Here is an 18,434-nt window from a genome sequence, read left to right as displayed (position 1 = left end):
CATGAACACCCAGCCACCGATAACCGGCGTGTTCTCCAAGCCCGCGTCGCTGCGCGGCCTGCTCACCCATCAGGCCCGCCTGCGTCCCGACGACATCGCCCTCACCACCTCCGAGGGCCATGTCACCTTCCGCCAACTCAGCGACGGCGCCGACCGGTTCGGCGCCCACCTGGCCGCGCTCGGTGTCACACCGGACACCTGCGTCGGCCTCTACGCCGAGCCGTCCGCCGACCTGATGACCGGCGTGTGGGGCATCCTCGCCGCCGGCGCCGCCTATCTGCCGCTCTCGCCCGACTACCCCGAAGCCCGGCTCAGGTACATGGTCGAGAACTCCGGGGCCCAAGTCGTCGTCACCCAGCCCCAGTTGCGCGAGCGCGCCCTCGCCCTCGTCCCCGAGGGCACCACCGTCGTCACCCTCGCCGACGCCTCCGGACAGCCGAAGACGCCCCTGCCGGACTCGCGCGGCGATCATCTCGCCTACGTCATCTACACCTCGGGCAGCACCGGCAGGCCCAAGGGCGTGATGATCGAGCAGCGCAGCATCGTCTCCCAGCTGCGCTGGCTCGCCGACTGCGGGCACCTCGGCCCCGGGGCGTCGATCCTGCAGAAGACACCGATGAGCTTCGACGCCGCGCAGTGGGAGATCCTGGCCTGCGCCGTCGGCGCCCGGGTGGTGATGGGCGGCCCGGGGCTCTTCCGGGACCCCGAGGCCATCATCACCATGATCTGCGAGCACCGGGTGACCGCGCTCCAGGGCGTGCCCACCCTGCTGCAGGCGCTCGTCGACACCGAGGAGCTGACCGCCTGCACCTCGCTGACCCGGCTCTTCTCCGGCGGTGAGGCGCTCACCGCCACGCTCGCGAAGGACCTGTTCACGGCACTGCCCGCAGTGTCCCTGGTCAACCTCTACGGACCGACCGAGACCACGATCAACGCCACCTCGCACTGGGTCGATCCCGACGTCCTCGACGAGGCGTCCGCCGGGATCCTGCCCGTCGGGGTGCCGGCCGACCACGTGACCTGCTACATCCTCGACGAGAACCGGCAGCCGGTCGACATCGGCGAGAGCGGTGAACTGTTCATCGGCGGGGTCCAGTTGGCCCGCGGCTACATCGGCCTGCCCGAGACGACCGCCCAGCGCTTCGTCACCTCGCCGTTCAACCCGACCGAGCGCCTGTACCGCACCGGTGACCTGTGCCAGTGGAACGCGGACGGCACCATCCAGTTCACCGGCCGCACCGACAACCAGGTCAAACTGCGCGGCTACCGCGTGGAGTTGGAGGAGGTCGCCTCCCGGATCGAGGAGCACACCTGGGTGCGGCGCGCCGCGGCGGTCGTCACCGACGATCCGCGCAACGGGAGCAAGTCCCTTGTGGCGGCGGTGGAGTTGAACGAACGCACGGCCGCGGTGATGGACCAGGGGCGCAGCGACGCCGCCCATCACCAGTCGAAGGCGTCGAAGCTCCAGGTGAAGGCGCAGCTCTCCGACCCCGGCGTGCGGACCGAGGCGGAGCTGACGAGTCGTCAAGTCATCGCGCTGCCGGGCAAGTCGGCCACCGCGGAGCAGCGCCGGGAGGCGTTCGCCCGCAAGACCTACCGGTTCTACGACGGCGGCCAGGTCACCGCCGACGACCTCCTGGCCCTGCTCGCCCCCCACCCCCGTACACCGGGCGCACGGCGCGCTCTCGCCGAGCTCACCCTGGAGGAGTTCGGCCAACTCCTGCGCTGGTTCGGCCCGTTCCGCAGCGCCGAGCGGCTGCTGCCGAAGTACGCCTACGCCTCACCGGGCGCCCTGTACGCCACGCAGACGTACCTGGAGATCGACGGCCTGTTCGGGCTGTCCGGCGTCTACTACCACCACCCCGCCGACCACACCCTCGTCCGCGTCGGCGACCTCGACGGGCGGCTCACCGGTCCCGTGCTGCGGGTGCACTTCCTGGGCCGTACGCGGGCGATCGAGCCCGTCTACAAGAACAACATCGTGGAGGTGCTGGAGTTCGAGGCCGGCCACATGATCGGTGTCTTCGAGGAGATCCTGCCCGGATACGGCCTGACCATCGACCCCGTCGGCTTCGACCCCGGCGTCACGGCACGGCTCGACGCCGCCGAGGGCGACCGCTACCTGGGCACCTTCGAGATCACCGCGGACCACGGCCGGACATCCCCGGACCAGGTCGAGCTGTTCGTGCAGGCGCACGGCGACCGGGTGGCGGGGCTGGCGGAGGGCCTGTACCGGTACGGGGACGGCCAGTTGAGCCGGATCGGCGCGGGGACGGTCGAGCGGCGGCATGTCATCGCCATCAACCAGGGCGTGTACGACCGGGCCGCGTTCGGCATCAGCGCCGTCTCCCGGGCCGGCCAGGACTGGCAGCGCTATCTCGTGCTGGGCACGCTGCTGCACCGCCTCCAGCGCGTCCCCGGAATGGGCCTCATGTCGTCGGGCTACTCGTCGAAGTCGGGCAACCCGCTGCCGGCCGCCCGCCGCCTGGACGAACTGCTCGCCGCCGCCGGGGTCCAGGCCGCCCCCGCCTCGTACTTCTTCGTCGGCGGCCGGATCAGCGCCGGGCAGGCCGCGCACGAGGGGATGAGCGAGGACGCCGTACACACCAAGGGTCCGGCGGAGATGATCCGTGACGACCTCGCGCGGTTCCTGCCGGACTACATGATCCCGGCCCGCGTGGTGGTGGTGAACGAGCTGCCGCTCACCGCGAACGGGAAGATCGACGCCAAGGCCACGGCCCGGCTGCCCGAGGTGACCGCGCAGCGCACCGCGACGGCGTATGTGGCACCCGCGACGGCGACCGAACGGTGGCTGGCCGCCGAGTGGGGCCGGATGCTGAAGTACGACGACGTCTCCACCCAGGACGAGTTCTTCGCCTCCGGCGGCAACTCCCTGCACGCCGTCGCGCTCGTCAACCGGATCAACCGGGAGTTCGACACCGCTCTCCCGCTCCAGGTCGTCTTCGAGTCCCCGCGCCTCGCGGACCTCGCCGCCCGCGTCGACGACGGCGCCCCCGGGCGCGCCTCCCGCCTGGTGCCGCTGCACACCGCGGGCGCCGAGTCCCCGGTGTACTGCTGGCCCGGCCTGGGCGGCTACCCGATGAACCTGCGGCTGCTCGCCCAGGGCGTGGACCTGGACCGTCCGGTGACCGGAATCCAGGCCCACGGCATCAACCCGGGCGAGGTGCCCCACGGTTCGATCCGGGAGATGGCGATGGCCGACGTGGCGGAGATCCGCCGGGTCCAGCCGTCCGGGCCGTACACGCTGTGGGGGTACTCCTTCGGTGCCCGGGTGGCCTTCGAGGCGGCCTGGCAGCTGGAGCAGCTCGGCGAGAAGGTGGAGAACCTGCTGCTGATCTGCCCCGGCAACCCCGAGGTGCGTACGGAGGACGGCCGGCGGTGGGGCCGCGAGTCCTCGTTCGCCAACCCGGCCTACGTCGCCATCCTGTTCTCCGTCTTCGCCGGCACCGCGCACGGCCCGGCCGTAGAGGCCTGCCTGCGGGAGGTCACGGACGAGGAATCCTTCGTGGAATTCGTCCACGACCGGCTCCCCGCACTCGATGAAGGAACGATTCGCCGCATCACCCGGATCGTCGCCGGGACCTACGAGTTCGAGTACAGCTTCCGCGAGCTCCAGGAGCGCCGGATCGAGGCGCCGGTCACGGTCTTCAAGGCCCGCGGCGACGACTACTCCTTCCTGGAGAACAGCTCCGGATACTCCGCCCAGCCGCCCACCGTCGTCGACCTCGACGGCGACCACTACGGGGTGCTGAAGAAGCACGGGGTGGGCGAACTCATCGGCCGTATACGGCAAGTGACGGCCCATCAGTAGAGGCCTCCGACAAGGCCGTCAGTCAGAAAGGAGTGCCGTCGTGCCGCACATCAGCATCAAGCACTTCCCCCGCACGTTCACCGAGGCCGAGAAGGCCGACCTGGTCGCCGCGCTGACCGAGACCGTCACCCGGGTCTTCGGCACCGACCCGGGAGCGGTGTCCCTCGCCGTGGAGCCCGTCGAGCCCGCGCTGTGGACGGAGCGCGTCCACGGGCCCGAGATCGAGGCCGGATCCCACCTGCTGTGGAAGCAGCCGAACTACTCCCAGCCCCTCCCGATCGAACCCATCGAACCCACCGAAGGAACCCGATGACCGCCCGTATCCCGATCGTCCACTCCGAAGAGGTCCGCGAGGCCCTGCACGAGGGCCGGCCGGTCGTCGCGCTGGAGTCCAACGTCATCACCCACGGCCTGAAGTACCCGCAGAACGCGGAGACCGCGTACGAGGTCGAGGCCGCCGTCCGCAAGGGCGGCTCCGTGCCGGCGACCATCTGCGTCGAGGACGGTGCCATCCGGGTCGGCATGACCGAGCAGGACATCGAACGGTTCGCGTCCGGCACCGGCATCCCCAAGGTCTCCAGCCGCGATCTGCCCGTGGTGCTCGCCCGCCGAGGTCCCGGCGCGACCACCGTCGCGTCCTCGCTGGTCGCCGCCGAGCTGGCCGGGATCCCGTTCTTCGCCTCCGCCGGTCTCGGCGGCGTCCACCGGGGCGCCGAGACCACCATGGACGTCTCCTCGGACCTGATCCAGCTCACCCGCTCCAAGGTCGCGGTCGTCTGCGCCGGCGCGAAGATGATCCTCGACCTGAAGCTGACCATGGAGTACCTGGAGACGCAGTGCGTCCCGGTGATCTCCCACGGCTCCGACGACTTTCCCGCGTTCTACTGCGCCTCCAGCGGCGTCCGGTCCCCGCACCGCATCGACGACGAGGACCTGATCGCCGAGGTCGTCGCCACCCACTGGGCCACCGGCCACCCCGGCGGGATCGTCCTCACCACCCCGCCCCGGGCCGAGGACGCGGTCGACCCCGCCGAGGCCGAGGCGGCCATCCAAGACGCCCTGGCCCGCGCCGAGTCGGACGGCGTCACCGGCCAGGGCCTCACCAAGTACCTGATGCACGCGGTCGACCGGGCCACCGGCGGCCGTACCGCGCAGGCCAACATGGCCGTCCTCATCTCCACCGCCGAGGTGGGCGGCCGGCTGGCCGCCGCCTACGCGCGCCACGTGGCCGACGGTTCCTGACCGCCGTTTCCCCGCGGCCCCTACCCGTGCTGTCCCCGGGGGGCTCCGCCCCCGGACCCCCGCTCCTCGGACGCCGGAGGGGCTGAGTTCCTCAGCCCGCCCGCGTGGCCTGCCCATGGCCACCCGCCCGGGTCGCCGCACGTATTCACCTTCACCCGCTTCACCCGCAAAGGATGACCATGACCTCGCTGTTCGACTCCGTGACCTTCGGCAAGATCGCCCTCGGCAACCGGCTCGTGATGGCCCCCATGACGCGCAACCGGGCCAAGTCCTGTGGCGGCGCGACCGAGTTGATGGCCGAGTACTACGCCCAGCGCGCCTCGGCCGGGCTCATCATCACCGAGGGCACCCAGCCCTCCCAGGTCGGCCAGGGCTTCCTCAACACCCCCGGGCTGCACCACCCCGAGCAGGTCAGGACCTGGCGCACCGTCACCGACGCCGTGCACGCGGCGGGCGGCCGGATCGTCGTACAGCTGATGCACTCGGGGCGGATCGGCCACCCGTCGCTGTACGACAGCGCCCACCGGTCCGTCGCCCCCTCGGCGGTCGCCGCAGCCGGGCAGTGCTTCACGCTCTCCGGGCTCCAGGACTACCCGGTCCCGCACGAGCTCACGGCCGACGAGATCGCCGCCACCGTACGGGACTTCGCGGACGCCGCCCGCAACGCGGCCGAGGCCGGCTTCGACGGCGTCCAGGTCCACGCGGGCAACGGCTTCCTGCTGCACCAGTTCCTCGCCGCCAACACCAATCACCGCACCGACGGCTATGGCGGCTCCGTCGCGAACCGCGTCCGCCTCACGGTGGAGGTCACCGAGGCGGTCGCCGGGGCGATCGGCAACGAGCGCACCAGCGTGCGCCTCTCGCCCGCGAACACCTACAACGACATCGCGGAGGGCGACACCGAGGCCCTGTACGCGGCCCTCGTCCCGGCCCTCCCCGAGCTGGCCTTCCTGGAGGTCTGCGAGATCGTCGCCCGCCCTGTCACCCGGCTCGTCCGCGAGCTGTGGGAAGGCAACCTGGTGGTGAACCCGCACGCCACCGGCGACTCCTTCCCGGCCTCGGTGGACACCGCCCAGCAGGTCCTCGACGAGGGCCTGGCCGACGCCGTCTCGCTCGGCGCCCTGTTCCTGGCCAACCCCGACCTGCCCGCCCGCGTCAAGGCCGGCGGCCCCTTCACCGCGCCCGACGAGTCCACGTACTACGGCGGCGACCACCGCGGCTACACCGACTACCCGGTGCTCGGCCAGTGAGCCCTGTCCCCGTGGTCCGTGGCGCCCGGCGGGAGCTGCTCCTCTTCTCCGGCCGGGCCCACCCCCAACTCGCCGACCGGATCGCCCGGGAACTGGGCACCGGCCTGGTGCCGGCCCAGGCTCGGGACTTCGCCAACGGCGAGATCTACGTCCGCTTCGAGCAGTCGGTGCGCGGCGCGGACTGCTTCGTCGTCCAGTCCCACACGGCGCCGATCAACACGTGGATCATGGAACAGCTCATCATGATCGACGCGCTGAAACGGGCCTCCGCCCGCAGCGTCACGGTCGTCGCCCCGTTCTACGGCTACTCGCGGCAGGACAAGAAACACAAGGGCCGCGAGCCGATCTCGGCGCGGTTGGTGGCCGACCTGCTGACGGCCGCGGGCGCCGACCGGATCATCACGATCGATCTGCACACCGACCAGATCGTGGGCTTCTTCGACGGCCCGGTGGACCACCTCTTCGCCCTGCCCACGCTCGCGGACCACATCGCCGCGGGCACCGACCGCGACCGCCTGACGGTGGTGTCGCCGGACGCCGGCCGCGTGCGGGTCGCCGACCGCTGGTGCGACCGGCTCGGGGCACCTCTCGCGATCGTCCACAAGAAGCGCGACAAGGACATCGCCCACCAGGTCAGCGTCCACGAGGTGGTCGGCGAGGTGGACGGGCGGACCTGCGTCCTGGTGGACGACATGGTCGACACGGCGGGCACGATCTGCGCCGCGGCCGACGCGCTGTACGCGAGCGGCGCCGAGGACGTCATCGTGGCGGCCACCCACGGCATCCTGTCCGGGCCCGCCGTGGACCGCCTGAAGAACTCCCGGGTCACCCGCTTCGTCTTCACCGACACCCTGCCGACCGCCGCGGCGACCGGCCTGGACAAGGTCGAGGTCCTGTCCGTCGCCCCGCTGATCGCCCACGCGATCCGGGAGATCTTCGAGAACGGCTCGGTGACGAGCCTGATGGACGAGTTGTAGGAGCGCGCGACGGGCCGCCCTCCCACCCTTCGGGGACGGGGAGGGCGGCCCGTGTCAGTCCTGCCCGCCTTTCTCGTCCAACTCATCGAGGAGTACGGCGAGTTCGGCCGGCCACACGGTCTCCGTCGTGGTCCGCAGTTCCCCCCGGGGCCACCACCGCCAGGCCAGGATGCCGTCCTGGGCGTGGGTGGCGGTGAGGTGGGCGCCGGTGGGCTCGCGGTGTGGGCCGTGGGTGACGTAGATGCGTTCGTGCTGGTGGGTCGGGGTGCCGGCGAGGGTGAGGTCGATCTCTCTGGTGGACAGGAGGGGGCCGGGTTCCAGGTCGGTCCAGCCGGTCTCCTCCTGGAGTTCGCGCAGGGCGGCCTCGCGTGGGGTCTCGTCGGCTTCGAGGCCGCCGCCGGGGAGGGCCCAGAAGGTGCCGCCGGTCTCGGGGTCGTCGTAGCGGAAGAGGAAGACGGCGCCGGTGGGGTCGAGTACCGCGATGCGGACGGAGTGGCGGGTCCTGCGCAGCTGCTTGCGCAAGACCGTGCAGGGGCGGCCGAGTTGGCGGTCCCGGCGGTGGTCGATGACGTCGTAGCCGAGGGCGGTCCAGAAGGCGAGGGCGTCGGGATTGTTGTCAAGGACGGCCAGGCGTACGGCGGTTCGGCCGGCCGCGCGGAAACGGTCCTCGACGAGGGACGCCAACGTCCGCCCGTGCCCCTGCTGTTGCCGCGTGGCGTCGATCATCAACAGCCCGATCCAGGGATCTTCGTCATCCGGGTCGGGACGCGTCCCGAGGGTGATCGCGATCCCGACCAGCCGCCCGGCGCTACGGGCGAGCAGCACCTCGGTGTCCGGATCGGCCAGTTCGTCGGCAAGCGCGGTCGCCACCTGCTCGGGCCGGATGTCCTCCGGGTCCGGGAAGTCACCGCTGAGGGCGTGGAACGCGTGGTTGGAGGCGTAGAGGGCGGCGAGTTCGGTCAGCAGCTCACCGGGCAGCGCACCGGCCTCGGTCGACGTGAGCGGTTCGAGGAACATGGGGGCACGCTAGCGGCCGGGGGCTCCGCCGAGCTCGAACCAGATCTGTTTGGCGTGGGCCCCCGCGCTCAGTGGGCGTGGACCGAGCCCCAGGCGAAGTTCTGGCCGAACCCGGTGCCCGAACCGCCCGTGTACACCTGGTCCGTGGCGTAGTACGTCGCCTTCACGTCCGCGTTCGAGTTGATGGCCGTCTTGGTCAGGCCGGAGCCCCAGGTGCTCCAGATCACCCACGGGCTGCGGGTCAGCGCGTTCGAACCGGCCGCCGTGATCGGCATGTTGTACGTCTCCGCGAGCATCCGCGGCTTCGCGTAGTCGACCAGCCCCGTGTAGTAATCGTGCGTGAGGTCCGAGGCGGACGGGCTGTAGTCGTCGACGCCGACGATGTCGACGAGGTCGGCCCCGGGGTAGTAGTCCCACGGCACGTCGTCGCCCTGCGGGTCCCAGGCGCCGGGTGCCCAGACGAAGATCAGATTGTGCAGGCCCTTCGTCTTCACCAGGAAGTCGTAGGTGATCCGCCACAGCTTCTTGTAGGAGGCCGGGGTCTTCCCGCCCCACCAGAACCAGTCGCCGTTCATCTCGTGGTACGGCCGCAGGAGCACCGGTATGTCCCATGCGGCGAAGTACGAGAGCGAGGCGGCCAGGAAGGCGAGGTCCGCGAGGAGCGCCCGGTACTCGTCGGTGTCCGACTCCCAGTCGAGGACCCGGTCGAACCATGCCTGGTCGGTGGTGAGTGTCGCCGGCGGGTAGGACGCGTCTCCGCCCGGGTGCTGGCCCGCGGCCTGGGTGAGGACCTGGCTCCAGGACTTCACCGCGGAACCGGGGTACGGCTGGTGGAAGCTCATGCCCACGATCCCGGAGGCGGCGCCGCCGTTGGCGAGGGACGCGGTGGTGCCGTCGAGCCGGACCATGGTGCCGTCCGGGTTGTACGTGCCGTCCGCCGCGCGCGGCAGCCCCTTCCACACGCCGAAGGCGAGGTCGACGGCATCGTCCGTGTACTGCCACGCCCGCTGCCCCGTCGGCAGTCCCAGCGGCCGGTTGTAGGACCGGTCGCCGTACGTCCCCCAGCCGGTCGCGCCGTACCCGGGCCCGAGGTCGATCTCGACGAAGCCGGACAGCTTGCCTGTGATGTCCGCGGCCTTCTTGTAGTAGTAGCCGGAGAACGTCGTGCCGCCCGTGTCCCCGTAACTCGCGTTGTACAGCTCCTGCTGGGTCTCGATGTGCTGGCCGATGATCGTCATCGGGTGCGTCCCGGAGCGCGCGGCGTTCTCCAGCGACACCAGCCGGCCGTAGACCTTCTGCGCGTTCGCCGACGCCGACGGGTCGCGGCCCGTCAGCGTGGGGGCGATGAGCGGTGAGGCCGCCCGTGCCACTCCCGGTGCGGCGGACGCGGCGACTGCGGCGCCGAGGGCGGTGACGAACGTACGTCTTCGCAAGGCTCAACCTCCTGGTGAGGAACGGATCTTCGCCAGGGTATGGCCCTCCTACCGGAACGGGATGTTCAGCCAAGGGCTCCCGGGTTCGGACGTCAGAATCCGGTGCGCCGAGACCATGTCCTGGTACCAGTCCCCGAACTCCTCCTCGTCGAAGTGCAGGCAGCGGCCGAGGATGTAGCCGGCGGAGAAGTCGGGCCAGGAGCGGTAGGCGAGGGCGGCGGCCCGGCCGGCGCGGATGACGGCGGACTCTGTCTCCGGGAGGGTGGCGAAGCGGGCGCCCAGGCCCCAGCGGGCCATTTTCGAGGCTCGGCCCAGGTCCCAGGCCTCCACCGAGGTGACGTAGCGGTTCTCGGCGAGGATGCCGTCGGCGCGCATGCGGGCCTCGTAGCGGGTGATGCGGCCGATCAGGCGTTGTACGCCCTCGATGCGGGCCTCGGTCTCCGACGCCGGGCGGGGGTCTGTTTTTGTGACGCCGTCTTCGGTGATCACCGTGGAGCCCTCCGAGTTGGCCCGGATGACGGTGGCCACGGCCTGGCGCCAGTAGCCGGTGTCCACGTGGCCGCCGAAGTCGCGGGCGATCGTGCGGCGCAGGCTCAGCGCGAACTCCCATACGGAGCTGGACGCTTCGCAGGCGAGCAGGTTGCGCAGGTGGTGCTGCCACTCGGCGCGGGTGGTGATGCCCCACCACTCGCGCAGTCGCCGGCGCTCACCGTCGTAGCCGCTGCCGTGCCAGGCCAGCGCGTTCCAGAGGGAGCCGTTGCTGACGCAGAGGAGGGCTCCGCAGGCCAGGCCGTGGGCCACGGGGCCGTGGAGGACGCCGCCGACGTGGAGCGCGCGCAGGCGCATGGAGGTGTCGGGGGTGCCGGTTCGCTCCGCCGCGCGTGACCAGTCCGTCGTGCCCGGGGGACCGTAGGGGAGGGCCAGTTCGCACGGGGAGCCGGGGTTGACGAGGAGGGTGGGTGGGCACTGCGGGTTCCAGGCGTCCGCCACCCGGTGCAGCCAGGCGCGGGAGTACACCAGGTCGGGGCGTGGCGCGGGCAGCATGCCGTCCGTGAAGAGCTCCCAGCGTTCGGCGCCGGTGCGGGGGTCGCGGGTGAACGTGCGGTGCGTACGGTCCGGTCGGGCGTCGTAGGCCTCGCGTGACATCACGTAGTAGAGGCGGACCCGGGCCAGTACGTCGTAGTACGCGGGCCAGTCGCCGCGTGCCCTCGCCTCGGCCAGTGCGCGTTCCGTCTCGGTCGGCGGGGTCCAGGCGGGAGGTGGGGGAGGCCCGAAACCGGCGGGGGACGGTCCGAACGACATAGGGCTCGCTGTCCTTCCAGGGGCCAACGACTGTTGATCCCGGCACATTGCCATACGCGCCTGGGACACCCCTGTGCGGCCCCCGTGCCTTGTTCCCTCAACTCCCGGGTTCCCTCGACTCCCGGTCCGCCGCGTCGCGTTCCCGCACATGCCGAGGCCCCCGGCCGCAACCGCGGCCGGGGGCCTCACACACGGCACTACAAGCGCGGCGGACGTCAGACGTTGACGCCGAAGTCCTGCGCGATGCCGACCAGGCCGGAGGCGTAACCCTGGCCCACCGCGCGGAACTTCCACTCCGCTCCGTTGCGGTACAGCTCGCCGAAGACCATCGCCGTCTCCGTCGCCGCGTCCTCGGAGAGGTCGTAGCGGGCGATCTCGGCGCCGCCGGCCTGGTTCACGATGCGGATGTACGCGTTGCGGACCTGGCCGAAGTTCTGCGAGCGGGTCTCCGCGTCGTAGATCGAGACCGGGAAGACGATCTTCTCGACGTCCGCCGGGAGGCCGGCCAGGTTGACGTTGATCGCCTCGTCGTCGCCCGCGCCCTCGCCCGTGCGGTTGTCGCCGGTGTGGACGATCGTCTGGTCCGGGGTCGACTTGTTGTTGAAGAAGATGAAGTGACCGTCCGAGTAGACCTTGCCCTCGGGGTTGACCGCGATCGCCGAGGCGTCGAGGTCGAAGTCCGTGCCGGTGGTGGTGCGGACGTCCCAGCCGAGGCCTACGGTGACGGCGGTCAGGCCCGGGGCCTCCTTGGTGAGCGAGACGTTGCCACCCTTGGACAGGCTTACAGCCATTGTTGGGAGTCCTTCCCTCGTTGCGGTGCGGGCTTCGTACTGAGGACGAAGCTACCGGTACCTGTATGAACGCCAAGAGGGGTACCGAAGGTTCCAGGTGACTTTACTTTCTTTACCCGGAACCTCCGGAGTAAATGGCGTGACGTGGACCGGACAGACACGCGACCATGGGGACATGTCCGGTCCCTATCCCGTCCGCGGCTCCGTCTCCCTGCCCGAGGCCGAGCTCATGTGGCGTTTCTCGCGGTCGTCAGGGCCGGGTGGGCAGCACGTCAACACCAGCGACTCCCAGGTGGAGCTGCGGTTCGACCTGGCCAAGACCGAGGCCCTGCCCCCGGTGTGGAAGCAGCGCGCGCTGGAACGGCTCGCGTCGCGGCTCGTCGACGGCGTCGTCACCGTACGGTCCTCCGAGCACCGGTCCCAGTGGCGCAACCGCGAGACCGCCGCCGTACGCCTCGCGGCGCTGCTCGCGGAGGCCACCGCGCCGCCGCCGAAGCCGCGCCGGGCCACCCGTATTCCGCGCGGTATCAATGAACGCCGGCTGCGGGAGAAGAAGCAGCGGTCCGACACCAAGCGGGGGCGGAACGGGCGGGACTGGGGGTAGTTCCGGCACCGGTTGTCACGTCCTCGTCCCGTGCTTCGTCGTACCAGTGACGACGGATCGCGACGAGGAGCGTTTACCCATGGGCGACTTCGAATTCCCCCAACAACAAATGGACAGTGAATTCCTCGCCGCCCGTTTCGAATCCCACCGCCCGCATCTCCGCGCCGTCGCCTACCGCATGCTGGGTTCCTCCGCCGAGGCCGACGACGCCGTGCAGGAGGCCTGGTTCCGGCTGAGCCGTACGGACAGCGGGCGGGTGGAGAACCTGGGCGGCTGGCTCACCACGGTCGTCGGCCGGGTCTGCCTCGACATGCTCCGCTCCCGCAAGTCCCGCGCGGAGGAGCCCCTCGAAGCCGTCACGCCCGCCCCGGCGCCCGGCCCCGATCCCGAACAGGACGCCCTCCTGGCCGACTCGGTCGGCGTCGCGCTGCTCGTCGTCCTGGAGACGCTGACCCCCGCCGAGCGCCTCGCCTTCGTGCTGCACGACCTGTTCGCCGTCCCCTTCGAGGAGATCGCGTCCATCGTCGGCCGTACGCCCACGGCGGCACGGCAGCTGGCGAGCCGGGCCCGCCGCCGGGTGCAGGGCGCTCCCGCGCCGGACGCGGATCTCGTACGGCAACGGGTGGTCGCCGACGCCTTCCTCGCCGCCGTGCGCGAGGGCGACTTCGACGCGCTGGTGAAGGTGCTCGACCCGGACGTCGTCGCCCGCTCCGAGGGCGGGGTGACCACGGGTGCCGCCTCCGTGGCCTCCGGCGCGACCAGTTTCGCCCACTTCGCCGCCTTCGCACGGCACGCCCTGGTGAACGGCGCCACCGCCATCGCCCTGATCGTCGACGGCCGCCCCGAACGCACCCTGACCTTCACCTTCGTCCGCGACCGCATCGCCGCGATCGACATAGTGACGGCCCCGGAGAGGGTGGCCCTGCTGGACGTGGTCCTCGCGGACGGCTGACACACGTCAACTGTGCTGACCAGCTGCCCCGGAGACGGGACGGAGACCCGCCCTTGTGCTCCAACCCGGCGTGGCCTGCGTGACGCCGACTGCCGTCATCTGTCCTGGAGTTGTCCGGGAGGTGAACCGGCGTACGCCAACTGCTGGTGGCTGTCGCGGAGTTGGTTCGTCGGGTCGCCTGTGGTGTTCCTCGCAGGAGGCGGCCCGCGCACCCCGACTGCCGTCATCAGCCCCGGAGTTGTCCGCGAGGTGGCCCGCGCACGCCAACTGCCGACAACCGACCCGAAGATGGGCCGGCAGTCCACTCACCGGACTCCTTCTCCTGGCATGACCAATCTCACCCCAACCGCCGTCACCAGCCCCGGAAAAGCGTCCCCCGACCCCCGCCCGCTACCCCAACTGCCGGTACCTCCCCCGGAAATACGACAGCGGACCCCCCTCGGCGCTCCCCACTTCCGCCGTCAGCACCCGCCCGATGACCAGCGTGTGGTCCCCGGCCGGAACCCGCTGTTCCGTGCGGCACTCCAGCGTCGCCAGAGCCCCCCGCACCAACGGGGCCCCGGAGGCCTCCCCGTGGACGTAGGGAATGTCGTCGAACAGCAGACGGTCGCTGATGCGGCCCTTCATCGCGAAGCGGCCCGCGATGTGGCGCTGGCTCTCGGAGAGGACGGAGACGGCCCACAGGGGCTGTTCGTCGAGGAGGTCGTCCATGCGGGAGCCGTTGCGGAGGCTGACCAGGACCAGGGGCGGGTCCAGGGAGACCGACATGAAGGCGGTGGCTGTCATGCCCACGTCCTCGCCGACCGGGGCCTGGGGGTCGTCCGGGTCGTAGGGCTCCTCGTGCGCGGTCACCAGGACCACGCCCGCGGCCAGCCGCGAGAGGGCGGCGCGGAACTCGTCGTTGCTCACCCCCACAGCATGCCCGGAGGGAACGGTCCTGGTGATCGACGAGGTGTTCAGCACGCCCGAAACGCTAGCCTCGTACATCCGCGCACCACATCGGACCTGCGGCCCACTCGGGTCCTAGGACCAATGGCCCACGCGGCGGAACATCGTCGTGCATCATGTCCACACACCCGCACAGTTTGCGTTCAGTTAACGCACAGGGAAAATGCAGAAACTCCACTCAATTGTTCATCTTCTGCTGTGACTTGAGTCACAAGGGGTAGTAATTGTTGACCCTGTGTACCGAGTGGGCAGCGCGCTGTGATTCAGTGGCGGGGAAGATGACCCTTGATTCACTGCGAGGTCTCGGGGGGAGGGCGAGTATGGAGACCGAGTCGGAACCCTACGTCCGTCTTGCGACCCTGCGGCAACTGCACACGGTCATGGCGGACATGAACACCGCCCGCAGCCTGGCGGACACCCTGCAGACCGTCGCCGACGGCGTCGTCAACGGTCTCGGGTACGAGCTGGCATGCGTCAACCTCGTACGCCCCGACGGCGACCTCGTGGTCGCCGCCTTCGCGGGCAACTCCGCGGCCGAGTCGCTCATCACCGGCCGCGTCGGCTCGCGCAGCTCCTGGGAGCGCCGGCTCGGCATGGGCGAGGCCTGGGGCGACCTGCGGTTCATCCCGCACACCGAGGGCTGGGTCCTCGACGAGGACGACGTACCGCAGTGGTACACCGACGGCCCCGCACCCCGCTTCGAGGACGAGTGGCACCCGTCCGACCGGCTCTTCGCGCCCATGTACACCCCCGGCGTCGCCGGCGGCTCGTGCGGCGAGCTGATCGGCGTCCTGTCCGTGGACCGCCCGCGCAACGGCCGGCGGCCGGGCGCGTGGGGGCGCGAGGCGCTCCAGATGTACGCGTTCCAGGCGGCCATAGCGATCAGCAACGCCCGGCTGCGCGCCAACATGCAGCGCGCCCTGGTCCGCCTCGAACGCGAGCAACAGGCCCTGCGGGCAAGCGAGGAGAGCTTCCGGCAGGCCTTCGAGTACGCCCCCTCCGGCATGGCGATAGCCGAGATGGGCGGCGACCAGCACGGCCGGATACTGCGCAGCAACGACGCCCTGTGCCGCCTCCTCGGCCGCCCGGCCTCCGCGATGCGCCGCTACTCCTTCTCGGACCTCGTCCACCCCGAGGACATAGGCACCCTGCTGAGAACATCGGCGGAGGGCGGACGCGCGGAGCTCCGCCTGGGCCGCCGGGACGGCACGTACGTCTGGGTCTCGCTCCGCAACTCCGTCGTCGCCGACGCCGCCGACGGACCGCGCTTCCTCCTCTCCCACGTCGAGGACATAGAGGACCGCAAGCGCCGCGAGCTGCAGCTCGCCCACCGCGCCGCGCACGACGCGCTGACCGGCCTGCCGAACTCGGCGGAGCTGCGCACCCGCCTCTCAGCCCGCCTCTGCCAGCGCCCGCAGTCCGCGTTCCCCGGCGAGATCGAGTCCATCGACGCCGCGTACGGACACGCGGCCTACGACGCGAACGGCCACGGCTTCGACTTCCGCCCCGGCGCCGACCTCCTCGACGCCTACGACCACCACGTCCACACCATCGCCCCCGAGGGCGAGCGGGACGACGGCACCAAGGGGCTCGCGGTGCTCTTCTGCGACCTCGACGGCTTCAAGTCGATCAACGACCGGTTCGGGCACAACGCGGGGGACGCGGTGCTCATCGAGGTCGCGCGGCGGCTCGGCCGGGCGGTGCGCGACGGCGACACGGTGGCCCGGCTCGGCGGCGACGAGTTCGTCGTCCTGGCCGACGGGCTCGGCAAGGCCGACGCCGCCGACCTCGCCGTACGCCTGCGGAACGAGATCATCCAGCCCATCCGGGTCGACGGCCGGGCCATGCGGGTCGGGGCCAGTTTCGGTATCGGGTGGGCCCACTGCGGCATGACGGCGGACGAGGTCCTGAAGTCCGCTGACGAACGGATGTACATCGAGAAACGATCTCGTCCCAAACAGCACAGACGCGCTGGATGATCTCCAGGTCAGTGGTCTGATGCGGCCTGAGTCACCCGTTTGGACGACGCGGAGCGGGTAGGCTCGCAGTTCTCCAGACGTAAATCCAGACGTGTCTGAAGCTGACGTATCTGAACCCGCACCTGTTGAGGAGTACCTAGGGATGACGCCCGGCAACAACGGCGCGAGCACGCCCGAGGACGACGACCCGTTCGGCTACCTGTACGAGGACGGCCAGGCCGCCGGCGCCCAGCCGCCCTCCGGCGGTGGCTACGGCTACCCGGGTTCGGTCAACCGAGTGCGCCCGGTGGGCGAGCGCCAGTACGGCGGCCAGCAGGCCGCCGCGGCCCCCACCGCGTACCAGCAGCCCTACGGCCAGACCGTCCCGCAGCAGCAGCCCTACGGCGCCCAGCCGAACGCGCACTACCAGGCCCCGGAGACCTTCCCCGGCGGCCCCCCGGCAGGCCAGCAGCCCCCGTCGTACAACAACGGCGGCGGCAACGGCCGGGGCCGCGGCCCCAACACCAAGGGCCTGCTGATCGGCGCGATCGCGGTCGTCGCCGCGGTCGTCATCGGCATCAGCGTGGCGATGATGAACGGCAACGACGACAACAAGACGAACGACCAGGCGGGTTCGACGCCGTCGGCTTCGTCGAGCGCTTCGTCGAGTCCGTCGCCGAGCAGCAGCGCGTCGAGCGGGCTGGACACCCAGACCATCGACGCCAAGGCACTGAACCTCCAGGGCGGGGCCACCCTGGCGTCGGACGTCAAGGGCGCAGACGCCGCCGGCGGTGTCTATGTGACGGGTCTGAACACCGTCGGCGCCTCGGTCAGCTGGCAGGTGAACGGCATCCCCTCGGACGGCACCTACACAGTGTTCGCGCACTACAGCTCGACCAGCGACGACCAGCAGATGACGCTGAGCATCAACGGCAAGAAGTTCGGCAGCCCGTTCAGCCTGAAGAACTACGCGAAGGCCGCCGACGGCGACTTCGCGAAGGGCTGGACGACGAGCTTCGCGTGGCCCACCCTCACCAAGGGCAGCAACACGCTCACCCTGTCCTGCGAGAACGGCGACAGCTGCAACGTCCTCCTGGACCAGCTGTGGGTGAAGCAGGGCCAGGTCAAGAAGTAGCCGGGGCGCGTCACGCCGCGCTGGCGTCCCCCGTCACCGCCACCCGCCCCAGCAGCTCCTCGTACGCCGCCCGGTCGAACTCGCCTGCCGCGGGCGCCAGTACGGTCGCCGCCGACAGTGCTACGGCCCGTGCCAGCCGGTCCGGCCACGGCAGCCGCTCGACCCACCCCGACAGCAGGCCCGCGACCGCCGAGTCGCCCGCGCCGGTCGGGTTGCCGTGGACGCGGGCCGGGGGTGTCGCGTGCCAGGTGCCTTCCGGGGTTGCCGCCAGCAGGCCCTTCGTGCCCAGGGAGGCGACCACCGTGCGGGCGCCCCGGCGACGTGCGTCCTGGGTGGCGCGCAACGGGTCGTGGGAGCCGGTGAGTTCGGCCAGTTCGTCGGTGTTGGGCTTGACGATGTCGGGGCGGGCGGCGACTCCTCGGCGCAGGGGTTCGCCGCTGGTGTCCAGGAGGACGGGGACGCCCGCTGTTCGTGCGGTGCGGATCAGGCCGGCGTACGCGCCCACCGGCAGCCCGGGCGGCAGGCTTCCGCACAGGGCCACCGCCGAGACCCCGCCCAGCAGGGCCTCGTACGCGTCCTGGAAGGCCGTCCACTCCGCCGATGTGACCGTCGGGCCGGGCTCGTTGAGTTGAGTCGTGTCACCTGTCAGCTCGTCGACCACCGCTATCGTGCGGCGGGTCGCGCCGGAGACCGGGACGAGTGCGTCCAACACGCCTGGGGTGCCCGCGAGTTGGTCCTGGACGATGCGTCCGGTTGCGCCGCCCGTGAAGCCGGTGACCGTCACCTCGTGGCCCAGGGCGGCCAGCACCCGGGCCACGTTCAGGCCTTTGCCGCCGGGGCGTTCCGTCACCTCGGACACGCGGTGCGAAGCGTGCGGTCGCAACTCCCGTATCCGGTAAGTGATATCGAGAGCGGTGTTCAGCGTCACCGTGAGGATCACCGGGCCGACCTCCCCCGAAGTATGTGTATCCGCCGTCCAGTTCGGCCCCGATC

Annotated in this window: 15 protein-coding genes; 9 read left to right on the top strand and 6 right to left on the bottom strand. The window is 70.8% G+C overall.

Features of this window, described 5'->3' with window-relative positions:
• The first annotated feature begins 1 nt into the window (after position 1).
• From ACGFY9_RS06610 to ACGFY9_RS06590, 5 genes are all read left to right on the top strand, one after another.
• Entirely contained in the window at positions 2 to 3,832 is a 3,831-nt protein-coding gene (locus ACGFY9_RS06610; RefSeq protein WP_393752589.1) for an amino acid adenylation domain-containing protein, read from the top strand.
• A gap of 40 nt (positions 3,833 to 3,872) precedes the next feature.
• Entirely contained in the window at positions 3,873 to 4,145 is a 273-nt protein-coding gene (locus tag ACGFY9_RS06605) for a tautomerase family protein (RefSeq protein ID WP_393752587.1), read from the top strand.
• Positions 4,142 to 5,074 carry a pseudouridine-5'-phosphate glycosidase gene (locus ACGFY9_RS06600; protein WP_393752585.1) on the top strand — a complete coding sequence of 311 codons (933 nt, stop codon included), beginning with the start codon at positions 4,142 to 4,144 and terminating at the stop codon, positions 5,072 to 5,074. Before ACGFY9_RS06605 ends, ACGFY9_RS06600 begins: the two co-directional genes overlap by 4 nt.
• Positions 5,075 to 5,253: 179 nt before the next feature.
• Positions 5,254 to 6,324, top strand: a complete 1,071-nt coding sequence (locus ACGFY9_RS06595; RefSeq protein ID WP_393752583.1) for an alkene reductase — start codon at positions 5,254 to 5,256, stop codon at positions 6,322 to 6,324.
• Positions 6,325 to 6,335: 11 nt separating this feature from the next.
• Positions 6,336 to 7,301 carry a ribose-phosphate diphosphokinase gene (locus ACGFY9_RS06590; RefSeq protein WP_393752854.1) on the top strand — a complete coding sequence of 322 codons (966 nt, stop codon included), beginning with the start codon at positions 6,336 to 6,338 and terminating at the stop codon, positions 7,299 to 7,301.
• A gap of 54 nt (positions 7,302 to 7,355) precedes the next feature.
• On the opposite strand, the gene ACGFY9_RS06585 is transcribed toward ACGFY9_RS06590, so the two are convergent.
• The 4 genes from ACGFY9_RS06585 to ACGFY9_RS06570 form a co-directional block, all read right to left on the bottom strand.
• Complete coding sequence (locus ACGFY9_RS06585) at positions 7,356 to 8,318, bottom strand: GNAT family N-acetyltransferase (RefSeq protein WP_393752581.1); 963 nt, start codon at positions 8,316 to 8,318, stop codon at positions 7,356 to 7,358.
• Positions 8,319 to 8,386: 68 nt separating this feature from the next.
• The gene (locus ACGFY9_RS06580; RefSeq protein ID WP_393752579.1) at positions 8,387 to 9,751 is read right to left on the bottom strand and encodes a glycoside hydrolase family 26 protein; all 1,365 of its coding nucleotides are present in this window, start codon (positions 9,749 to 9,751) and stop codon (positions 8,387 to 8,389) included.
• Positions 9,752 to 9,799: 48 nt separating this feature from the next.
• Positions 9,800 to 11,053, bottom strand: coding sequence for a DUF1266 domain-containing protein (locus ACGFY9_RS06575; RefSeq protein WP_393752577.1), 1,254 nt, complete (start codon positions 11,051 to 11,053; stop codon positions 9,800 to 9,802).
• Between the two features lie 215 nt (positions 11,054 to 11,268).
• The gene (locus tag ACGFY9_RS06570; protein ID WP_019057183.1) at positions 11,269 to 11,844 is read right to left on the bottom strand and encodes a TerD family protein; all 576 of its coding nucleotides are present in this window, start codon (positions 11,842 to 11,844) and stop codon (positions 11,269 to 11,271) included.
• A gap of 175 nt (positions 11,845 to 12,019) precedes the next feature.
• On the opposite strand from ACGFY9_RS06570, the gene arfB reads away from it, so the two are divergent.
• Both arfB and ACGFY9_RS06560 read left to right on the top strand, forming a co-directional pair.
• Entirely contained in the window at positions 12,020 to 12,448 is a 429-nt protein-coding gene (arfB, locus tag ACGFY9_RS06565; protein WP_033281389.1) for an alternative ribosome rescue aminoacyl-tRNA hydrolase ArfB, read from the top strand.
• Positions 12,449 to 12,527: 79 nt separating this feature from the next.
• Positions 12,528 to 13,400 (top strand): sigma-70 family RNA polymerase sigma factor, encoded by an 873-nt coding sequence (locus tag ACGFY9_RS06560; protein ID WP_393752575.1) that lies wholly within the window; start codon positions 12,528 to 12,530, stop codon positions 13,398 to 13,400.
• Positions 13,401 to 13,790: 390 nt separating this feature from the next.
• On the opposite strand, the gene ACGFY9_RS06555 is transcribed toward ACGFY9_RS06560, so the two are convergent.
• Positions 13,791 to 14,387, bottom strand: a complete 597-nt coding sequence (locus ACGFY9_RS06555; RefSeq protein WP_393752573.1) for a flavin reductase family protein — start codon at positions 14,385 to 14,387, stop codon at positions 13,791 to 13,793.
• A 281-nt stretch (positions 14,388 to 14,668) separates the two neighbouring features.
• Here ACGFY9_RS06555 and cdgB point away from each other — a divergent pair, with 281 nt between their 5' ends.
• Both cdgB and ACGFY9_RS06545 read left to right on the top strand, forming a co-directional pair.
• Positions 14,669 to 16,327, top strand: coding sequence for a diguanylate cyclase CdgB (gene cdgB, locus ACGFY9_RS06550; RefSeq protein WP_393752571.1), 1,659 nt, complete (start codon positions 14,669 to 14,671; stop codon positions 16,325 to 16,327).
• A gap of 142 nt (positions 16,328 to 16,469) precedes the next feature.
• Positions 16,470 to 17,441: a carbohydrate-binding protein gene (locus tag ACGFY9_RS06545; RefSeq protein ID WP_393752569.1), complete on the top strand. Its 972-nt coding sequence runs from the start codon at positions 16,470 to 16,472 to the stop codon at positions 17,439 to 17,441.
• Positions 17,442 to 17,451: 10 nt separating this feature from the next.
• Here ACGFY9_RS06545 and ACGFY9_RS06540 read toward each other — a convergent pair whose 3' ends face one another.
• Complete coding sequence (locus ACGFY9_RS06540) at positions 17,452 to 18,381, bottom strand: 1-phosphofructokinase family hexose kinase (protein ID WP_393752567.1); 930 nt, start codon at positions 18,379 to 18,381, stop codon at positions 17,452 to 17,454.
• Positions 18,382 to 18,434 lie beyond the last annotated feature (53 nt).

The sequence above is a fragment of the Streptomyces sp. NPDC048504 genome (assembly GCF_043200035.1).
Lineage (GTDB): Bacteria > Actinomycetota > Actinomycetes > Streptomycetales > Streptomycetaceae > Streptomyces.
Note: the sequence above shows the minus strand (reverse complement) of the source record. Positions and strands in the feature narration are given on the sequence as shown.

What these genes read in the sequence shown, in the direction of transcription:
- arfB (WP_033281389.1), top strand. Translation starts at nt 12,020, where the DNA reads ATGTCCGGTCCCTATCCCGTCCGCGGCTCCGTCTCCCTGCCCGAGGCC.
- ACGFY9_RS06595 (WP_393752583.1), top strand. Translation starts at nt 5,254, where the DNA reads ATGACCTCGCTGTTCGACTCCGTGACCTTCGGCAAGATCGCCCTCGGC.
- ACGFY9_RS06610 (WP_393752589.1), top strand. Translation starts at nt 2, where the DNA reads ATGAACACCCAGCCACCGATAACCGGCGTGTTCTCCAAGCCCGCGTCG.
- ACGFY9_RS06560 (WP_393752575.1), top strand. Translation starts at nt 12,528, where the DNA reads ATGGGCGACTTCGAATTCCCCCAACAACAAATGGACAGTGAATTCCTC.
- ACGFY9_RS06585 (WP_393752581.1), bottom strand. Translation starts at nt 8,318, where the DNA reads ATGTTCCTCGAACCGCTCACGTCGACCGAGGCCGGTGCGCTGCCCGGT.
- cdgB (WP_393752571.1), top strand. Translation starts at nt 14,669, where the DNA reads ATGGAGACCGAGTCGGAACCCTACGTCCGTCTTGCGACCCTGCGGCAA.
- ACGFY9_RS06545 (WP_393752569.1), top strand. Translation starts at nt 16,470, where the DNA reads ATGACGCCCGGCAACAACGGCGCGAGCACGCCCGAGGACGACGACCCG.
- ACGFY9_RS06570 (WP_019057183.1), bottom strand. Translation starts at nt 11,844, where the DNA reads ATGGCTGTAAGCCTGTCCAAGGGTGGCAACGTCTCGCTCACCAAGGAG.
- ACGFY9_RS06555 (WP_393752573.1), bottom strand. Translation starts at nt 14,387, where the DNA reads ATGTACGAGGCTAGCGTTTCGGGCGTGCTGAACACCTCGTCGATCACC.
- ACGFY9_RS06575 (WP_393752577.1), bottom strand. Translation starts at nt 11,053, where the DNA reads ATGTCGTTCGGACCGTCCCCCGCCGGTTTCGGGCCTCCCCCACCTCCC.
- ACGFY9_RS06600 (WP_393752585.1), top strand. Translation starts at nt 4,142, where the DNA reads ATGACCGCCCGTATCCCGATCGTCCACTCCGAAGAGGTCCGCGAGGCC.